15 protein-coding genes are annotated in these 14,636 nt (G+C 60.5%); 3 read left to right on the top strand and 12 right to left on the bottom strand.

What is annotated here, in order from left to right:
• Positions 1–15: 15 nt before the first annotated feature.
• Both glgX and FHX06_RS13715 read right to left on the bottom strand, forming a co-directional pair.
• Positions 16–2,172 carry a glycogen debranching protein GlgX gene (glgX, locus tag FHX06_RS13720; protein ID WP_183879646.1) on the bottom strand — a complete coding sequence of 719 codons (2,157 nt, stop codon included), beginning with the start codon at positions 2,170–2,172 and terminating at the stop codon, positions 16–18.
• A gap of 82 nt (positions 2,173–2,254) precedes the next feature.
• Positions 2,255–3,049, bottom strand: coding sequence for an SDR family NAD(P)-dependent oxidoreductase (locus FHX06_RS13715; protein ID WP_112546178.1), 795 nt, complete (start codon positions 3,047–3,049; stop codon positions 2,255–2,257).
• Between the two features lie 206 nt (positions 3,050–3,255).
• On the opposite strand from FHX06_RS13715, the gene FHX06_RS13710 reads away from it, so the two are divergent.
• On the top strand, positions 3,256–4,143 hold the full coding sequence (locus FHX06_RS13710; RefSeq protein ID WP_183879645.1) for an amino acid ABC transporter substrate-binding protein: 888 nt from the start codon (positions 3,256–3,258) through the stop codon (positions 4,141–4,143).
• Between the two features lie 6 nt (positions 4,144–4,149).
• On the opposite strand, the gene pcaF is transcribed toward FHX06_RS13710, so the two are convergent.
• From pcaF to FHX06_RS13685, 5 genes are all read right to left on the bottom strand, one after another.
• Entirely contained in the window at positions 4,150–5,352 is a 1,203-nt protein-coding gene (gene pcaF / locus FHX06_RS13705) for a 3-oxoadipyl-CoA thiolase (protein WP_183879643.1), read from the bottom strand.
• A gap of 10 nt (positions 5,353–5,362) precedes the next feature.
• Positions 5,363–6,052: a CoA transferase subunit B gene (locus tag FHX06_RS13700; protein ID WP_112969017.1), complete on the bottom strand. Its 690-nt coding sequence runs from the start codon at positions 6,050–6,052 to the stop codon at positions 5,363–5,365.
• Positions 6,049–6,756 carry a 3-oxoacid CoA-transferase subunit A gene (locus tag FHX06_RS13695; protein ID WP_113114489.1) on the bottom strand — a complete coding sequence of 236 codons (708 nt, stop codon included), beginning with the start codon at positions 6,754–6,756 and terminating at the stop codon, positions 6,049–6,051. The genes FHX06_RS13700 and FHX06_RS13695 overlap by 4 nt, the downstream gene beginning before the upstream one ends.
• Positions 6,757–7,124: 368 nt before the next feature.
• Positions 7,125–7,331, bottom strand: a complete 207-nt coding sequence (locus FHX06_RS13690; RefSeq protein ID WP_113114490.1) for a hypothetical protein — start codon at positions 7,329–7,331, stop codon at positions 7,125–7,127.
• A gap of 148 nt (positions 7,332–7,479) precedes the next feature.
• Complete coding sequence (locus FHX06_RS13685) at positions 7,480–7,902, bottom strand: YbaN family protein (protein ID WP_112546172.1); 423 nt, start codon at positions 7,900–7,902, stop codon at positions 7,480–7,482.
• 154 nt (positions 7,903–8,056) lie between these two features.
• On the opposite strand from FHX06_RS13685, the gene FHX06_RS13680 reads away from it, so the two are divergent.
• A complete protein-coding gene (locus FHX06_RS13680; RefSeq protein ID WP_113114491.1) occupies positions 8,057–8,968 on the top strand; it encodes an acetamidase/formamidase family protein in 912 nt (303 codons plus the stop codon).
• A gap of 72 nt (positions 8,969–9,040) precedes the next feature.
• The gene (locus tag FHX06_RS13675; RefSeq protein WP_183879641.1) at positions 9,041–9,796 is read left to right on the top strand and encodes an IclR family transcriptional regulator; all 756 of its coding nucleotides are present in this window, start codon (positions 9,041–9,043) and stop codon (positions 9,794–9,796) included.
• A 78-nt stretch (positions 9,797–9,874) separates the two neighbouring features.
• Here the strand turns inward: FHX06_RS13675 and FHX06_RS13670 are convergent, their stop codons facing one another.
• The 5 genes from FHX06_RS13670 to pcaQ form a co-directional block, all read right to left on the bottom strand.
• Positions 9,875–10,444 carry a class I SAM-dependent methyltransferase gene (locus FHX06_RS13670; RefSeq protein ID WP_183879639.1) on the bottom strand — a complete coding sequence of 190 codons (570 nt, stop codon included), beginning with the start codon at positions 10,442–10,444 and terminating at the stop codon, positions 9,875–9,877.
• An 85-nt stretch (positions 10,445–10,529) separates the two neighbouring features.
• Positions 10,530–11,900, bottom strand: a complete 1,371-nt coding sequence (locus FHX06_RS13665; protein ID WP_183879637.1) for a sensor histidine kinase — start codon at positions 11,898–11,900, stop codon at positions 10,530–10,532.
• The gene (locus tag FHX06_RS13660; protein WP_113014494.1) at positions 11,897–12,574 is read right to left on the bottom strand and encodes a response regulator transcription factor; all 678 of its coding nucleotides are present in this window, start codon (positions 12,572–12,574) and stop codon (positions 11,897–11,899) included. Before FHX06_RS13660 ends, FHX06_RS13665 begins: the two co-directional genes overlap by 4 nt.
• An 81-nt stretch (positions 12,575–12,655) precedes the next feature.
• Complete coding sequence (locus FHX06_RS13655; RefSeq protein ID WP_183879634.1) at positions 12,656–13,549, bottom strand: NAD(P)-dependent oxidoreductase; 894 nt, start codon at positions 13,547–13,549, stop codon at positions 12,656–12,658.
• A 64-nt stretch (positions 13,550–13,613) separates the two neighbouring features.
• The gene (pcaQ, locus tag FHX06_RS13650) at positions 13,614–14,552 is read right to left on the bottom strand and encodes a pca operon transcription factor PcaQ (RefSeq protein ID WP_113208423.1); all 939 of its coding nucleotides are present in this window, start codon (positions 14,550–14,552) and stop codon (positions 13,614–13,616) included.
• Positions 14,553–14,636: the final 84 nt, after the last annotated feature.

Here is a 14,636-nt window from a genome sequence, read left to right as displayed (position 1 = left end):
CTGCTTATCGACCTGTTACTTGCTCCGGCGACCGAAGTGAAACCACCTGTGTCGCTCGGCCTTGCTTGCATCCTTGGGCGGCTGGGTCTGCCCCTTGGGCGCAAAGATCGCAATGCTTTGGGCATAAACCACGATCGGCGCCTCCGGTTCATGCAGCTTGAATGCGTCTTTCTCGGCGCCGGTGTCGAGAACCCGCGCCCACTGGTTCAAGCCATTGACCTCGGGCAAGTGCACCTCGCAATCGCCGCCAGCGTTGAACACCAGATACAGATCGTCCATTTCTTCCGTGTCCGGAGAATGTGCACTCTTTGAGAGATAGACGCCAAGCACCTGCAGCCCGTCATCGTTCCAGGCGCCGTCATCCATGAAACTGGCATCCGGCTTGTACCAGGCGATTTCAATACGACCATCATCGGTGCTGTCGCCGGTCAGAAAGCGCTCCTGTCTCAGGACTGGATGAGCCCTGCGGAACGCGACGGCCTTCCGGCAGAAATCGAGGAACGCGTCATCGAGGCCGTCCCATTTCGTCCAGCCTATCTCGTTGTCCTGACAGTAGGCGTTGTTATTGCCGCCCTGGCTGTTGCCGACCTCATCGCCGGCAAGGATCATCGGGACGCCCTGGGAGAGCATCAGCGTCGCCATCATGTTGCGGCGCCGGCGAGCCCGCAGCCTGTTGATATCGTCATTGTCGGTCGTTCCCTCGGCCCCCATATTGTCCGAATGATTGTCTGAATGACCGTCCCTGTTGTCCTCGCCGTTTGCCTCATTGTGCTTGTCGTTGAAGGAAACAGTGTCCATCAGCGTGAAGCCGTCATGCGCCGACAGCAGATTGACCGATGATGTCGCTCCGCGATCGGAGTGATTGAACTGCACGGCCGAACCGGTGATGCGCTGCGCGATCTCCGACACCATGCCGCTATCGCCCTTCCAGAAACGGCGCACATCGTCACGGAACTTGTCGTTCCACTCGCGGAACGGATGCGGGAAGCCACCAACCTGGTAGCCGCCGGCGCCGACATCCCAGGGCTCGGCGATCAGTTTCACGCCGGCAAGGATAGGATCCTGGCGGATCGCGCCAAAGAAGAGTCCCTGCCGGTCAAACTCCAGATCCTGCCGACCAAGCGTGCTGGCGAGATCGAAGCGGAAGCCATCGATATGCATGACGCCAACCCAGTAACGCAGGCTGTCGAGCACCATGCGCATGACCATGGGATGGGCGACGTTCAGCGTATTGCCGGTGCCAGTCGTATCGAAAGTATGGCGCGGATCGTCGGGCGAGAGGATGTAATAGCTCGCATTGTCGAGACCGCGGAAAGACATCGTCGGTCCCTTCTCGCTGCCTTCGGCCGTGTGATTATAGACGACGTCCATGATCACTTCGATGCCGACGGCGTGGAACTTCTTCACCATGGTCTTGATCTCGGTGATCTTGTCGCCCGAGAGATAACGTGTCTGCGGCGCGAAGAAACCCAGCGTCTGGTAGCCCCAGTAATTGGTGAGCTTCTTCTCTTCGAGATAGCGATCATTGGGGAAGAACTGGATCGGCAGAAGCTCGATGGCGGAAATGCCGAGCTTGACGAGATGATCGATGATCGGATCGCTGCACATGCCGAGGAAGGTGCCGCGCAGTCGGTCCGGCACTTTCGGATGCAGCATCGTCAGGCCGCGCACATGCGCTTCATAGACGATCGTTTCCGTCCACGGCCGGCGGATCGCCTGCTCGCCGTCCCAATCAAAATCCGGATCCTGCACAACGCCCTTGACCATGAAGGGCGCACTGTCACGCTCATCGAAAGAAAGATCGTCCTCGCCAATTCTGTAGCCGTAGAGCGCATCGTCCCATTTGAGATCCCCAAGGACCTGCTTGGCATAGGGATCGAGCAGCAGCTTGTTGGGATTGAAGCGATGTCCGTTCTTCGGATCGTAGGGACCGTGCGCGCGGTAGGCATAGACCGTGCCCGGGCCGACGCCGGCGATGTATCCCGACCAGATATCACCCTCACGCTTCGGCAGGGGTAGTCGCGCGACTTCCTTTTTGCCGTCTGGGGAGAAGAGGCAGAGCTCCATTTGCTCCGCATGCGCGGAGAAAACAGCAAAATGCGTGCCTGAGCCGGTGTATTCCGCCCCCAGTTCCGGTTTCAGGAAGTCGAGTTCGGAAAAGGAAAAGCTCATGACGCCCCCGCTTGTTGAATGGCCAAGCGGGAAACGTCATTGCAGTGCGAAAGTTCCGTAGATAGCGATCCTTACAGCCCCATCAGGGCATCAACTGACCGCCATTGACCTCGATGATCTGGCCGGTGATGTAACCCGACAAAGTCGGCGAGGCGAGGAAGAGATAGGCGCCGACGCAATCTTCCGACGTGCCGACGAAGCCCATCGGAATCGATTTGCGCTGCAGTTCCATCTGCTCGTCATTTGTATAGCGCTCGTGGAAGGGCGTTGCGATGACGCCCGGCGCGACCGCATTGACGCGGATCTTGTCGGCGACGAATTCCTTGGCGTGACCATGGGTTATCGTCGATACGAAGCCCTTTGAAGCCGCGTAGAGGATTGCGCCATTGCCGCCGCCGTTGCGCGCCGCAATCGACGTGGTGTTGATGATGAAACCGCCCTGCTTCTTCAGCCAGGGATGGGCCGCGCGCGTTGCTGCGAGCACCGAGCGCGCATTGAGGTTCATGACCTTCTCATAATGCTCGTCGGTATATTCTGCGGTCGGCTTGCGGCCGAGCATACCGCCGGCATTGTTGATGAGGCCATCGAGGTGGCCGAATGTCTTCGCCGTCTCTTCGACGACGCGTTCCGTTTCGCCTTCCCTCGACACGTCGCCATGCACGAGATGAACGGTGCCGCCGGCTGCCCGGATCTCGTCGGCAAGCTGTTCTGCCGGATCGCGGCTTGAATTGTAATGCACACCGACCTTGGCGCCCTGCGCAGCGAAGGCGCGTGCGACGGCGGCGCCGATACCGGTGGAGGCACCCGTAATCAGCACGGCCCTGCCGGCGAGATCAGGAATTTTGATGGATGCAAGCGATTGAGCAAGATCTGCCATGGCGACAATAGCCTCCCGAAAAACCAAGGACATAGGTGATGAAACGATATGTGCCAGTCTTAGCAGGCGAGATCACGAAAGAGCAATGCACGAAAGAGCGAGATGGAAACAGCTGGGGCAACCGGTACTGCCGTTGACAAATGACCGACAGGCCATAGTCTCGGCTTCTCGTCGCGGTGAGGGTTACCGCTCTTTGAGGGGAAAACATGCTCAAGCCCGTGAAATGGCTGCTTTTTCTATGTCTTGCTTTCGGTCTTCCAGCCCACAGGCCGGCCGATGCGCAGACGCTCGACACGATCAAGCAGAGCAAGACCATCCGCCTTGGCTACATCGCCGACGAGAAGCCCTTCTCCTTCAAGACGACGGATGGCAGCCCTGCCGGCTATGCGATCGATGTCTGTCGGCGGATCGCCGACGAAGTCGGCCGGAGCGTGGCCGGTCTCAAGAGAGGCTATGTCGAAACAACGCTGTCCGATGGTTTTAACGCGGTGAAGGATGGCAAGATCGATCTTCTTTGCGGTGCGACCACGATCAATCTTGCCAGGCGCGAAAGCGTCGATTTCTCCCAACCCATCTTCCTGACGGGTGCCAGCGCGCTGTTGCGCAAGGATTCGCCTGATTACCTGCAGGTTCTCTTTCTCGACAAGCGACCCGTCAGCGCTGTTGACCTGAAGTCGCCGGCCCGGAGTTCGATCGGCGTGCGCGCCGGCACGACAACGGGCGCGACACTGCGCGAGGCCATCGGCCCCGACGTCCCACAGACCCGTATCGTCGATTTCGCGACGCATGAAGACGGTTTGAAGGCGCTCGAGGATCACAAAATCGATGCCTATTTCGCCGATCGCTCCCTTCTGATCGGCCTTGCTGACCGGGCGGGCAACCCCGCCGAACTGGAACTCGGCAGCCGCCTTTTCACGCATGAGCCCTATGGCATCGCCATGCGGCGAGACGATTCCGCCTTTCGGCTTCTCGTCGATCGCACGCTGACGGGATTCTATATGTCAGACGATTTTCCGAAGCTGCTCAAGACCTATTTCGGTGCCGAAGCCCCGGCCCTGCGCAGCGAAATCATGATGCAATCGATCCCCGAATAAGCGGATTCAAATCCGCTCAAGCGCCACGGCAATGCCCTGGCCAACGCCGATGCACATGGTCGACAGCGAATAGCGGCCGCCGGTTTCGCCAAGTTCCAAGGCTGCCGTACCAGTGATACGGGCACCGGACATGCCGAGCGGATGGCCAAGCGCAATTGCCCCGCCATTGCGGTTCACACGCTGATCGTCATCGGCAATCCCGAGTTCACGAAGCACGGCGAGGCCCTGGCTTGCAAAGGCCTCGTTGAGTTCGATCACATCGAACTGTTCCGGCTTCAGGCCGAGACGTGCCATCAGCTTGCGCGAAGCCGGCACCGGGCCGACGCCCATGACACGCGGCGGAACGGCTCCGGCCGCACCGCCGAGAATACGGGCAATCGGCGTCAAGCCATATTTCCTGGCTGCCGCCTCCGACGCGATGACGAGGGCCGCGGCCCCGTCATTGACGCCCGAAGCATTCCCGGCCGTCACGGTGCCGCCGTGACGGAAAGGCGTCGGCAACTTGGCGAGCGCTTCCATGCTGGTCGCACGCGGATGCTCGTCCTTCGCCACGATGATCGGATCGCCTTTTCGCTGCGGGATGGTCACCCGAGTGATTTCCCTGGCAAGCCTGCCGCTTGCCTGTGCGGCCGCGGCCTTTCCCTGCGAGCGCACGGCGAAAGCGTCCTGGTCCTCACGGCTCACCTTGTAATCCTCGGCAACGTTCTCGCCGGTTTCCGGCATGGAATCGACGCCATACTGCTTCTTCATCAAGGGATTGACGAACCGCCAGCCGATCGTCGTGTCGTGGATTTCGGCAGCACGCGAAAAAGCAGTATCCGCCTTCGGCATCACGAAAGGCGCGCGTGACATGCTCTCCACGCCGCCGGCGATCATCAGTTCGGCCTCGCCTGATCGGACGGCACGCGCTGCGGTAATGACGGCATCCATGCCCGACCCGCAGAGCCTGTTGATCGTCGTGCCCGGCACAGATACCGGCAGACCGGCGAGAAGCAGCGACATGCGCGCAACGTTTCTGTTATCCTCGCCCGCCTGATTGGCGCAGCCGAAGATGACGTCGTCGACCGCCTCCCAGTCGACCGATGCATTCTTCGCCATCAGCGCCTTCAGCGGAACGGCGCCGAGATCATCGGCGCGCACGGAGGAAAGCGAGCCGCCATAACGGCCGATCGGCGTGCGGATATAATCGCAGATAAAGGCTTCGGTCATGGACTTGTCCTCAAAGTTCGGGAACGACGAGGTCGGCAACCGGCCCCTCGATATGAAGCTGCGCGCCAGTCATGGCCTGCAGTTCTTCGACGGACATGCCGGCAAGTTTTTCGCGCAGCACGAAACGTCCGTCCTTGATGTCGATGACGGCGTGGCTCGTATAAATGCGGGTGATGCAAGCCACTCCCGTCAGCGGGAAACTGCATTTATCGACCAGCTTCGGCTCGCCGTTCTTGGTGACGTGTTCGGTGATGACGCAGACCTGCTTGGCGCCGTGCACCAGATCCATGGCGCCGCCAACTGCCGGCACGCCCTTTGCCCCGACGCGCCAGTTGGCGAGGTCGCCGTTTTGAGCGACCTGATAGGCGCCGAGGATCGCAACATCGAGATGACCGCCGCGCACCATCGCAAAGCTGTCGGCATGGTGGAAGAAAGCCGCACCCGGCTTTAGCGTGACCGCCTTCTTGCCAGCATTGATAAGGTCCCAGTCCTCCTCACCTGATGGCGGCGCCTCGCCGAAATTGAGAATGCCGTTTTCCGTGTGGAAGATCGCCTGCCGGCCCGGCGGCTGATAGCGGGCAACCATTTCCGGAAAGCCAATGCCGAGGTTCACATAGGCGCCATCGGCGATGTCCTGCGCCGCCCGCCAGGCGATCTGGGCGTTGGAGAGCTTTATATCTTCTCTGGTGTCGACGGTCATATGTAGGCCACCCCGGCTCGAATGAGCTCTTCTTCCTGTTGCGGATTGGCGATCCGGACGAGGCGGTCGACAAAGATGCCGGGTGTGACGACATGCTCGGGATCGATCCCGCCGGCCAGCACGATGGTCGAGACCTGCGCGATCGTCTTGGCAGCGGCCATGCACATCAGCGGGTTAAAGTTGCGGCCTGCCTTGTTGTAGGTCAGGTTGCCGTGGACATCGCCGACCTGCGCCTTGACGATCGCGAAATCGGCCTTCAGCCAGCGCTCCTGCACATAATGGCGGCCATCGAACTCGGCGATGACCTTGCCGTCTGCAAGCTCCGTCCCGTAGCCCGTTGGAGTGTAGAAAGCAGGAATGCCAGCCCCGCCGGCGCGGATGCGCTCGGCGAGCGTGCCCTGCGGCACCAGCTCCAGTTCGATTTGCCCGGCAAGGTACCTGTCGGTGAAGGCACGCGGGTCGGATGAGCGCGGAAAGGAGCAAATCATCTTCCGCACCATGCCTGCATCGATCATGGCGGCGATGCCGATCCGGCCATTACCGGCATTGTTGTTGATGACCGTAAGGCCCTTCGGTCCCTTGTCGATCAGGGCGTGAATGAGTTCGATCGGCGCGCCGGAGCCGCCGAAACCACCGATCATGACGGTGGCGCCATCGCCGATTTCGGAGATGGCTTCCGCCGCGCTCCTGATTGTCTTGTCCATGCGGGATTTCTCCTTGCCGGATGAGGCCGTCTCGTGCCTCCCTGAGGATAGGGATAAGGCGAGAGCCGCTCCATCCGCAAGACTTTTGTGCGTTATTTGATATTTGTTCGTATATCGCACAAGTACATAGATGCGCACAAGTGACGGGTTACGCAGAAAGTGGTGCGTGCCCATGGCCCAGGAGCCATCCACCGGATGTCATAGCAAGCCAATACTCTATGAAGTCAAATTGTCAGCAAGGCGGGTCTAAGCGCGGCCGCAGAGAGAATATTCAGGAAGACGAAGACACGGTTGCGCTGACAAGATCCTGACTGCCTAGATGTTGGAACTCTGGCCGGATTGTTTTCAACCGTGTCGCTCTGCCTGGCCTAGCGTCCTCTGCTTTCGCGTGAGGCAGGCAGTGTCGTGCTTTCCCAATGCCACTCGACATTTCCGGGCACAAAGCCGAGTTTGAGGTTCCTGCGACCAATAATTCGGCGGCTTCCGGTGTTGGGTGCCAGGTGGTCGATATCCGTCAGGAAGGCGTCGAAACTGTCGCGCCAGCGTGGATCGATATGGTGGTCGGACGAAAGCATGCGTCGATACTGTTCCCGAAGGAACTTGTGCTTATGAGTTTTTGGCATGGCGCTCAGATGGGAATGCTGGGGTGTGGGAGCAATAGTGAGCGGGCCGTATAATTTGAGTTTGCGTCCCTTGTAAAGTGCCTCTTGCCGGCAAAACTGATCAGACGTCGCTTTCCTTCGGCCGGTTGGGCTCGGTCGAACTCGGCCGCGAGACGACGTAAGCAGCGCTAGCCAGGATCGATGCACCGACGGCGATCGCGAGGAAAACCGACGGCTTCGACGCGATCAGGAATACCGCGTATCCAACCGACATCCCTGTCAACGCCAACATCTTGGATTTACGGGAAATCGCGCCGTTCTCGCGCCAGTCGCGCAACGGGCCGCCAAATCGGCTATTCATCAGATAGGCCTCCAGACGCGGAGAGGAGCGGCTGAAAAACCATGCTGCCAGGATCAGGAAAATCGTTGTCGGCATAAGCGGAAGGATGGCGCCGATAATGCCGAGGCCGACCATCACAAGACCAAGGCAAAGATAGACGGCCCGCTGCAGCGGGCTGCGCGATGGGCCTGGCGTAGAACTCAATTCACATACTCCCCGTCAGACCACCATCTTCCGTCGCCATATTCAACAATCCACCCGCGTTAGCATAATTTGCCGTCGACGGTCGCCCGGCTGACGCGTAAGTTCATCGAACCATCTTCAGAGAACACCCCAGACATCCGAGCGGAACTCTACCATGACGACCCACGATTTCGTCGCAACTGCCTTTTACAACGTTCTTGGAACCTTGCCTCCGGCTTTGACGATCGCGAGCGGTGACACGGTCGTCACCCGCACGCTCGATGCCTGGGGCTACGACGAGAACGAGGTTCAGCGGGCGCACGGTCCAAACCCCATGAACGGGCCAATTTTCGTCGAAGGCGCCGAGCCCGGAGATAGCCTCAAGGTCGAAATTCTGGACATGAAACCGACAAGGGACATGGGCTTCACGCGCAGTGTTCTGGCGGCAAATGTCATCGATCCCGAGGCGGTTCGTGATCTTCCGAGATCCGAAAAGACACTCTGGCATATCGATCGACGCGCGATGACCGTCCAACTGAAGGAACCGGTTGCCGGCATCGAAAAGCTGGTTCTGCCGCTCTCGCCGATGATCGGCTGCTTTGGCGTGGCACCAAGCCACGGCCAGGCGATCTCGACGGCTACCAGCGGCGCCTATGGCGGGAACATGGATTATCGCCTGCTCGGTCCGGGCGCGACGATCTGGTTCCCGATCTCGGTATCAGGCGCATTGTTCTTTCTCGGCGACTGCCACGCCGTTCAGGGTGATGGCGAAATCGTCGGTACCGGCGTCGAGACGACGTTTGAGGTGACAGTCCGTCTCACCGTCGAAAAACAAAGGCCGATATCCTGGCCGAGAGCCGAAATTGCCGATGATATCATCGCCATCGGCAACGCCAGGCCGCTGGATCAGGCTTTGCAGCATGCGACGACCGAAATGCTGAATCTGCTCGTAGCGGATTACGGCCTGTCGAAGATTGCAGCCAGCCATCTGCTCGGCCAAGTGGTTCGCTACGATATAGGCAACGTCTTCGACCCCGCCTATACAGTCGCCTGCCGGATAGCGAAGAAATGGCTCCCGGCACGCTGATCCATAATCCATCCGATCACAGATCCCGCGAAGCCACACTTCCAAGCTGTCGGGAAGGAGCCACACAAGCCCATGCGGGAAAGTGATTTCGTCAGCGGCTTCGCCCGCGGCCTCAAGGTGATCGAAGCCTTTGGCGAAATGCATCGCCGGCTTTCGATCACGGATGCAGCGAAGCTAACCGGCCTCGATCGCGCCACGGTGCGTCGCTCGCTACTGACGCTTGCCGATCTCGGTTATGCCGATTACGACGGCAAGTTCTTCACGCTGACGCCGAAAATCCTGCGGCTGGGGCATGCCTATCTGGAGGCAACGCCGCTGCCGGTGCTCATTCAGCCGCATCTTGATGCGCTCTCCGAGAAGGCCGGCCAAAGCGCGTCCGCATCGGTACTCGACGGCACCGATATCGTCTATATCGCCCGTGCCTCGCAGCGCCGCGTCATGTCGATCAACCTGACGCCCGGCAGCCGTCTTCCCGCCTATTGCGCCTCGATGGGCCGTGTCTTGCTTGCAGTCCTCCCTGAAGCCGAGGCACGGGCAGTTCTTTCCCGAAGCGAGTTGAAGGCGAACACGCCGAACACGAAGACCGATCCTGTGGAACTGATGGCCGAGTTCCGCAAGGTTCGCGCACAGGGCTATGCGCTCATCGACCAGGAGCTTGAGATCGGCCTATGCTCCATCGCTGTGCCGGTCGAGAACGATCGCGGTCAGACCGTGGCCGCCATCAACATCGGCGCACCGGCCGCCCACGTGCCGGCGTCCGAGATGGTCGCCCGCTACCTGCCGCTGCTAAGGGAAACCCAGGCGACGCTGCGCACCGTGCTGCGCTAGCCCATGTCGCACAACGCTTCAGAAATGCTGGACCAGCCAGCGGGCTGAAATCAACGAAGTCCAGCAAAACCGCATCCGTCAATCCAGGCGGCGCGAAATGCGAAAGACGCTGGCTGGCGGGATATTCAGGCGTACCCGGCCGAGCCTCTCCGCCTGCAGCCCGAACTCATCGAGCACGTCTGCCGGAACCGAGCAGGCACGGCCGTAGGTGAACTGGTAGAAGGCGCCGCCACGGTCCAGCAGTCCGAAACTGCCGCCGACAATGGCGCGAATGATCTCCGGAGGCATATTGCGAAAGGGCAGTCCGCTGACGATTGCCGCCTGCAGTCCAAGTTCTGCCTTGCAGGCCGCAAGCTCGCGCGCATCGCGCTGGAGTACGGTCACCTCAGGAAAACGCTGCTGCAACGGAGCGATGAAACGAGTTTCGAGTTCCACCAGTGTCAGGTCTCGTGCCGGCAGGCCGCGTTTCAGAAGCGCCTCGGTGAAGACCCCGGTCCCCGGGCCAAGCTCCAGCACCCTGCCCGCCGAAGGCTCGATCTCACTGGTCATCAACCGCGCCAGCCGCCCTCCCGAGGGCACGATCGCGCCGATTTTCCTGGGCTCGGCGAGAAGGGCACTAAAGAAGGCGGCCAACGGCGGCTGTTGCATGCAGGTCTCCAGCATCGATTGATCGACGCCGATATCCTCCTTTCAAATGATGCGAGCATGACGTTTATCCGCATCACTGAAAGTTTTAGGCGCTCTGCGCCGTCGGCTCGAAGCTCATGTTGAAGGCGGCTCCGCCGCCGGTCGCATCCGATACCCATACCCGCCCGTGATGTATTTTGACGATCTCGCGCACGAGGTGGAGGCCGAGGCCAATGCCCTGGCTGCGACCGTTCGCACGCTGGAAGGGTTCGAAGATCCGCTCCCGGTCCTCGGGCGCGATACCTGGACCTTCATCGCTGACGGAAATCTGTGCCGGGTGCTCCACGGCGATGGTGATGGTGCCGCTCCTGCCGCCATGCTGGATGGCGTTCTGAACCAGGTTGGCGATCGCCCGCTCCAGCGCCGTCTCATCACCGAGGATACGTTCCGGCATCGAGCGCAACTCGAAATTTGCCTGATAGCCGGCGGCGATGATCAGTGGCGCAAGTTCTGCGGCCTGTCGGCGGGCGACCGTCGCAAGGTCGATGGAACAATCCGGCACCGGCTCCTGATTGAGCCGCTGCAAGTCGAGCAGTTGCTGGGCCAGCGTCGAAAGGCGGGCGACATCTTCCAGCAGCCTGTTCGTCGCCTCAGTTGGCGGCATGGTTTCTAGGCGATTCTGCAGGATGGCGATCGGCGTGCGCAGCTCATGCGCGGCGGCGAGCATGAAGCGTCGCTGCTTGTTATGGTCATCGTCGAGCCGTTGCAGCGTCTCGTTCATGGCAATCACCAGCGGCGCAACTTCTTCCGGCACGTTTTCCAGCGGCAAACGGTAGCCGCGTGTCGTCCCGTCGATGCCCTGTGCCGCCTGCGCCACCTCGCTCAATCCGCGGTGGATGCCGCGCGCCACGAAGGGTGTGACCGCCAATGTTATCAGGCCCGTCAGCAAAATCACCGGCAGCACGATACCGGAAGCGATCGCCATGAAGACAACCAGCAGTTTGCCGGCCGAAAGGCTGCCCTGTCGGCCGACGATGACGAGCAGATCGCCGTGATCCGTCTTTATTTTTTGAAGGCGTGCGGCAATCGTCGCTGGATTGTCCTCGTCCCCATTGAAACGGGCTTCGGCGATATCGCTACCCGACGCGGCGATGGCGAGATATTGCGCCGGCACATTGCCTTCGCTGACCATGCGGCCCTGCTGATCGCGCACTAGAAACCAGAAGTCGGCCGCCTTTTCGCGCTGGTAACCCAGATCGTCGGTGTTGGTGATACGCATCGAACCGTCGGCGTTCCAGGCAATCGATTCCGAAACCGCATCGATTGCATGTTCATCTGGTGCGAAGATGCCGCTCATGCCCGAAATCCAGAAGACGAAGGCAAAGGCGATCGCGATCAGCACCAGGGTCGCCGCCTGCAGCGCCACCAGCCGGCGGATCAGCCTCCATTTCAGCGAATAGAACTTCATCTTCTTCATGGCCGGGCCTGCCGGATCAGGTAACCGACGCCACGAATCGTATGGATCTCGACACCGGCGCCCGCAGCATCGAGCTTGCGGCGCACCCGCGAGACATGCGCATCGAGCGCGTTGGACTGGATCTCATCGTCCATGCCATAGACCGCTTCCTCGAGGCTTGAGCGCTCCACCGTGCGCCCAGCCCGGCGCATCAGCGCTTCCAGCACCAGCAATTCGCGGCGAGGCAGTTCGAGCGCTACCTCGCCGACGCGGGCCTCGCGGTTGCGCAGGTCGAAATGCAGCCTGCCGAGGCAAAGGCTCTCGATCTCGATATTCCCCGGACGGCGCAGAATAGCGCGCAAACGCGCCATCAGCTCCTCGACGGCAAAGGGCTTGGCGAGATAGTCGTCGGCACCTAGATCGAGACCTTCTATCCGGTCCTTCAGATCGCCGCGCGCCGTCAGCATGATGACGGGAACGGCCGGCTGGATGCGCCGCGCGTCGGCGATCAGCTCCAGCCCGTCGCCGTCCGGCAGGCTGCGGTCAAGCAGCAGCGCATCATAGCTGTTCAGCCTCACGGCCTCCTCGGCTGCCTCGATCGTGGAAACGTGGTCCGTGATGATATTGTTGTTGCGGAGCGCCGCCACCAGCACGGCAGCCATTTCCGGTTCATCTTCCGCCAGCAAGACGCGCATTTAACCGTCCAACTTCAAAAGCCGCTCTGTGCACAGGCAAGATTGCGTCAGCATGACGCGAAAGGCCAGAGCGGTGTGGCGTCAATCCCCGAAAGGCAGGCTGATTGCCTCGGTTCGCGCTTCAAGCGCGCGGATGACGGCCGCCATATCCTCACGCCCGAAACCCAGGCTTTCGGTTTCCGCGTAGAGGGCATGGCAAGCATCGAGCAGCGGCGAAGCAATGCCCGCATGCCGAGCCGCATCGGCGACCAGACGATTGTTTTTCAGCGCGTCGGAGATCGCCGCCTGCACTGAGAAGTCCCGCTCCACCAGCTTGCCGCTCTTGATCCGCGATATGCCGCTCGCCATCTGGCCGGCATCGACGACAGCTTTGAAAAGCTCCATGTCCAATCCCTGTCGAGCGGCAAAGTGCGCCGCTTCGGCGAGCCCCGTGACCGTCGTGATCAGAAATATATTGACGGCAAGCTTCATCAGGAGCGCATTCGGCACGGCGCCGCAGACAACCGTTTCCCTGCACACGGGCCTCAAAAGCGGACGAACCTCTTCGACGATGTCCGGATCTCCCGCAAGCATGACCACAAGCTGGCCTTCCTCCGCCGGCCGGCGCGAGCCTGAAACAGGCGCCTCGACATAATGGCCGCCGGCGGCACGAATATCCGCCTCGAGCGCTTTCGAATATTCGGGCGCGGTGGTCCCCATATGGATGACGACATGTCCGGCTACCCGTTCGACAAAACCTGATGTGCCGCGCCCGAGAACCGTGTCGATCACCGCTGCCGTTGCAAGCATCAGGATGACGGTCCGGGCTTTTGCAAACACTTCGTCGACATCCGCGGCCACTTCGGCGCCCGCTGTCCTTAGCGTGTCAGCGCTTTCCGGCGAACGGTTCCAGACGATGAGATCGGTACCTGCCCGCGCGAGATTGAGCGCCATCGGCGTACCCATCACGCCGAGACCGATGAAGCCTGTTTTCATTTTGCCGTCTCCTCGGATAGCCAGGAGCGAAGTCTACGAACAAAGGCGGCAGTTGTCTTGAAGGTTAGTGCGCAGGTGCAGGCTGCCCCGAAATTTCCAGCGCAGCCTCACGGATCGTCTGCATGAGGATCGACAGCGGCAGCGAGGGGACGGAATCGCTGCGCACCGTCAATCCAACGGGACCCTTCGTCTCGCTCGTATCGACCGGCAGGGCCACAAGCACGCCGTCGGCAATATCCCGCGCAACCACGCCGTTGGAGATGATCCAGATCGCGTCGCTATCGCGCACGAAAGCGCGGCCGAAGGCATCGGAAACAGTCTCGATCTGGCTCGGCAGGCTGGCGACACCATTGGCGATCAGGAAATTTTCGACCACCGGCCTGATGATGGAACCGCGGGTCGGCATGAGGAGCGTATAGCGGCCGAGTTCGGCGAAGAACGATTTGCCGGCGCCAAGCAGCGGATGGCCGGTGCGCACGGCAAAGACCACTTGCTCGGAATAGAGATGCTCGAACGAGAAGCCGGCCATCCTTTCTGCTCCCGCGAGACGACCGACGACGAGATCGAGATCGCCGACACGCAGCTGCTCAAGGAGCACCGTATTGTCACCGGTGACGATCTTCACCCGGCTCCAGGTATTTTCCTTCAAGAACAGATCCATTGCCCGGGGCATGATGCGCGTCGAGACTGTCGGCAGCGCGCCGATGCGGATTGGCGGAGCATCGCCGAACTGCTCCTGCGAGACGGAATCAAGCCCTTGCCGCAATGCTGTCAGCGCAGCACCGGCATGGCGCAGAAAGACCTCGCCATAACGCGTGATCCGGATCCCGCGTCCGTCACGCTCGAAAACACTGACGCCAAGTGCCAGCTCGAGTTCGCGAATCGTCTTCGTCACCGCCGGCTGGCTGACATGCAGGAGTTCAGCCGCCTTCATGACGCTTTTCTGCCGCGCCACCTCGACAAAGGTCTGCAGATGGCGAAACTTGATACGACTATCGATCATATTTTTCATAACTCATAGGTTATCGAAAAGCCGAAAAATATCATTTTACTTAACCGGATCAACTCATCAAATTGGGTGGGGAGG

Origin of the sequence: Rhizobium sp. BK512 (genome assembly GCF_014194915.1) — a bacterium.
Classification (GTDB): domain Bacteria; phylum Pseudomonadota; class Alphaproteobacteria; order Rhizobiales; family Rhizobiaceae; genus Rhizobium.
Note: the sequence above shows the minus strand (reverse complement) of the source record. Positions and strands in the feature narration are given on the sequence as shown.

Coding starts and splice junctions, on each gene's coding strand:
- glgX (WP_183879646.1), bottom strand. CDS start 2,172: ATGAGCTTTTCCTTTTCCGAACTCGACTTCCTGAAACCGGAACTGGGG.
- FHX06_RS13715 (WP_112546178.1), bottom strand. CDS start 3,049: ATGGCAGATCTTGCTCAATCGCTTGCATCCATCAAAATTCCTGATCTC.
- FHX06_RS13710 (WP_183879645.1), top strand. CDS start 3,256: ATGCTCAAGCCCGTGAAATGGCTGCTTTTTCTATGTCTTGCTTTCGGT.
- pcaF (WP_183879643.1), bottom strand. CDS start 5,352: ATGACCGAAGCCTTTATCTGCGATTATATCCGCACGCCGATCGGCCGT.
- FHX06_RS13700 (WP_112969017.1), bottom strand. CDS start 6,052: ATGACCGTCGACACCAGAGAAGATATAAAGCTCTCCAACGCCCAGATC.
- FHX06_RS13695 (WP_113114489.1), bottom strand. CDS start 6,756: ATGGACAAGACAATCAGGAGCGCGGCGGAAGCCATCTCCGAAATCGGC.
- FHX06_RS13690 (WP_113114490.1), bottom strand. CDS start 7,331: ATGCTTTCGTCCGACCACCATATCGATCCACGCTGGCGCGACAGTTTC.
- FHX06_RS13680 (WP_113114491.1), top strand. CDS start 8,057: ATGACGACCCACGATTTCGTCGCAACTGCCTTTTACAACGTTCTTGGA.
- FHX06_RS13675 (WP_183879641.1), top strand. CDS start 9,041: ATGCGGGAAAGTGATTTCGTCAGCGGCTTCGCCCGCGGCCTCAAGGTG.
- FHX06_RS13670 (WP_183879639.1), bottom strand. CDS start 10,444: ATGCAACAGCCGCCGTTGGCCGCCTTCTTTAGTGCCCTTCTCGCCGAG.
- FHX06_RS13665 (WP_183879637.1), bottom strand. CDS start 11,900: ATGAAGAAGATGAAGTTCTATTCGCTGAAATGGAGGCTGATCCGCCGG.
- FHX06_RS13660 (WP_113014494.1), bottom strand. CDS start 12,574: ATGCGCGTCTTGCTGGCGGAAGATGAACCGGAAATGGCTGCCGTGCTG.
- FHX06_RS13655 (WP_183879634.1), bottom strand. CDS start 13,549: ATGAAAACAGGCTTCATCGGTCTCGGCGTGATGGGTACGCCGATGGCG.
- pcaQ (WP_113208423.1), bottom strand. CDS start 14,552: ATGATCGATAGTCGTATCAAGTTTCGCCATCTGCAGACCTTTGTCGAG.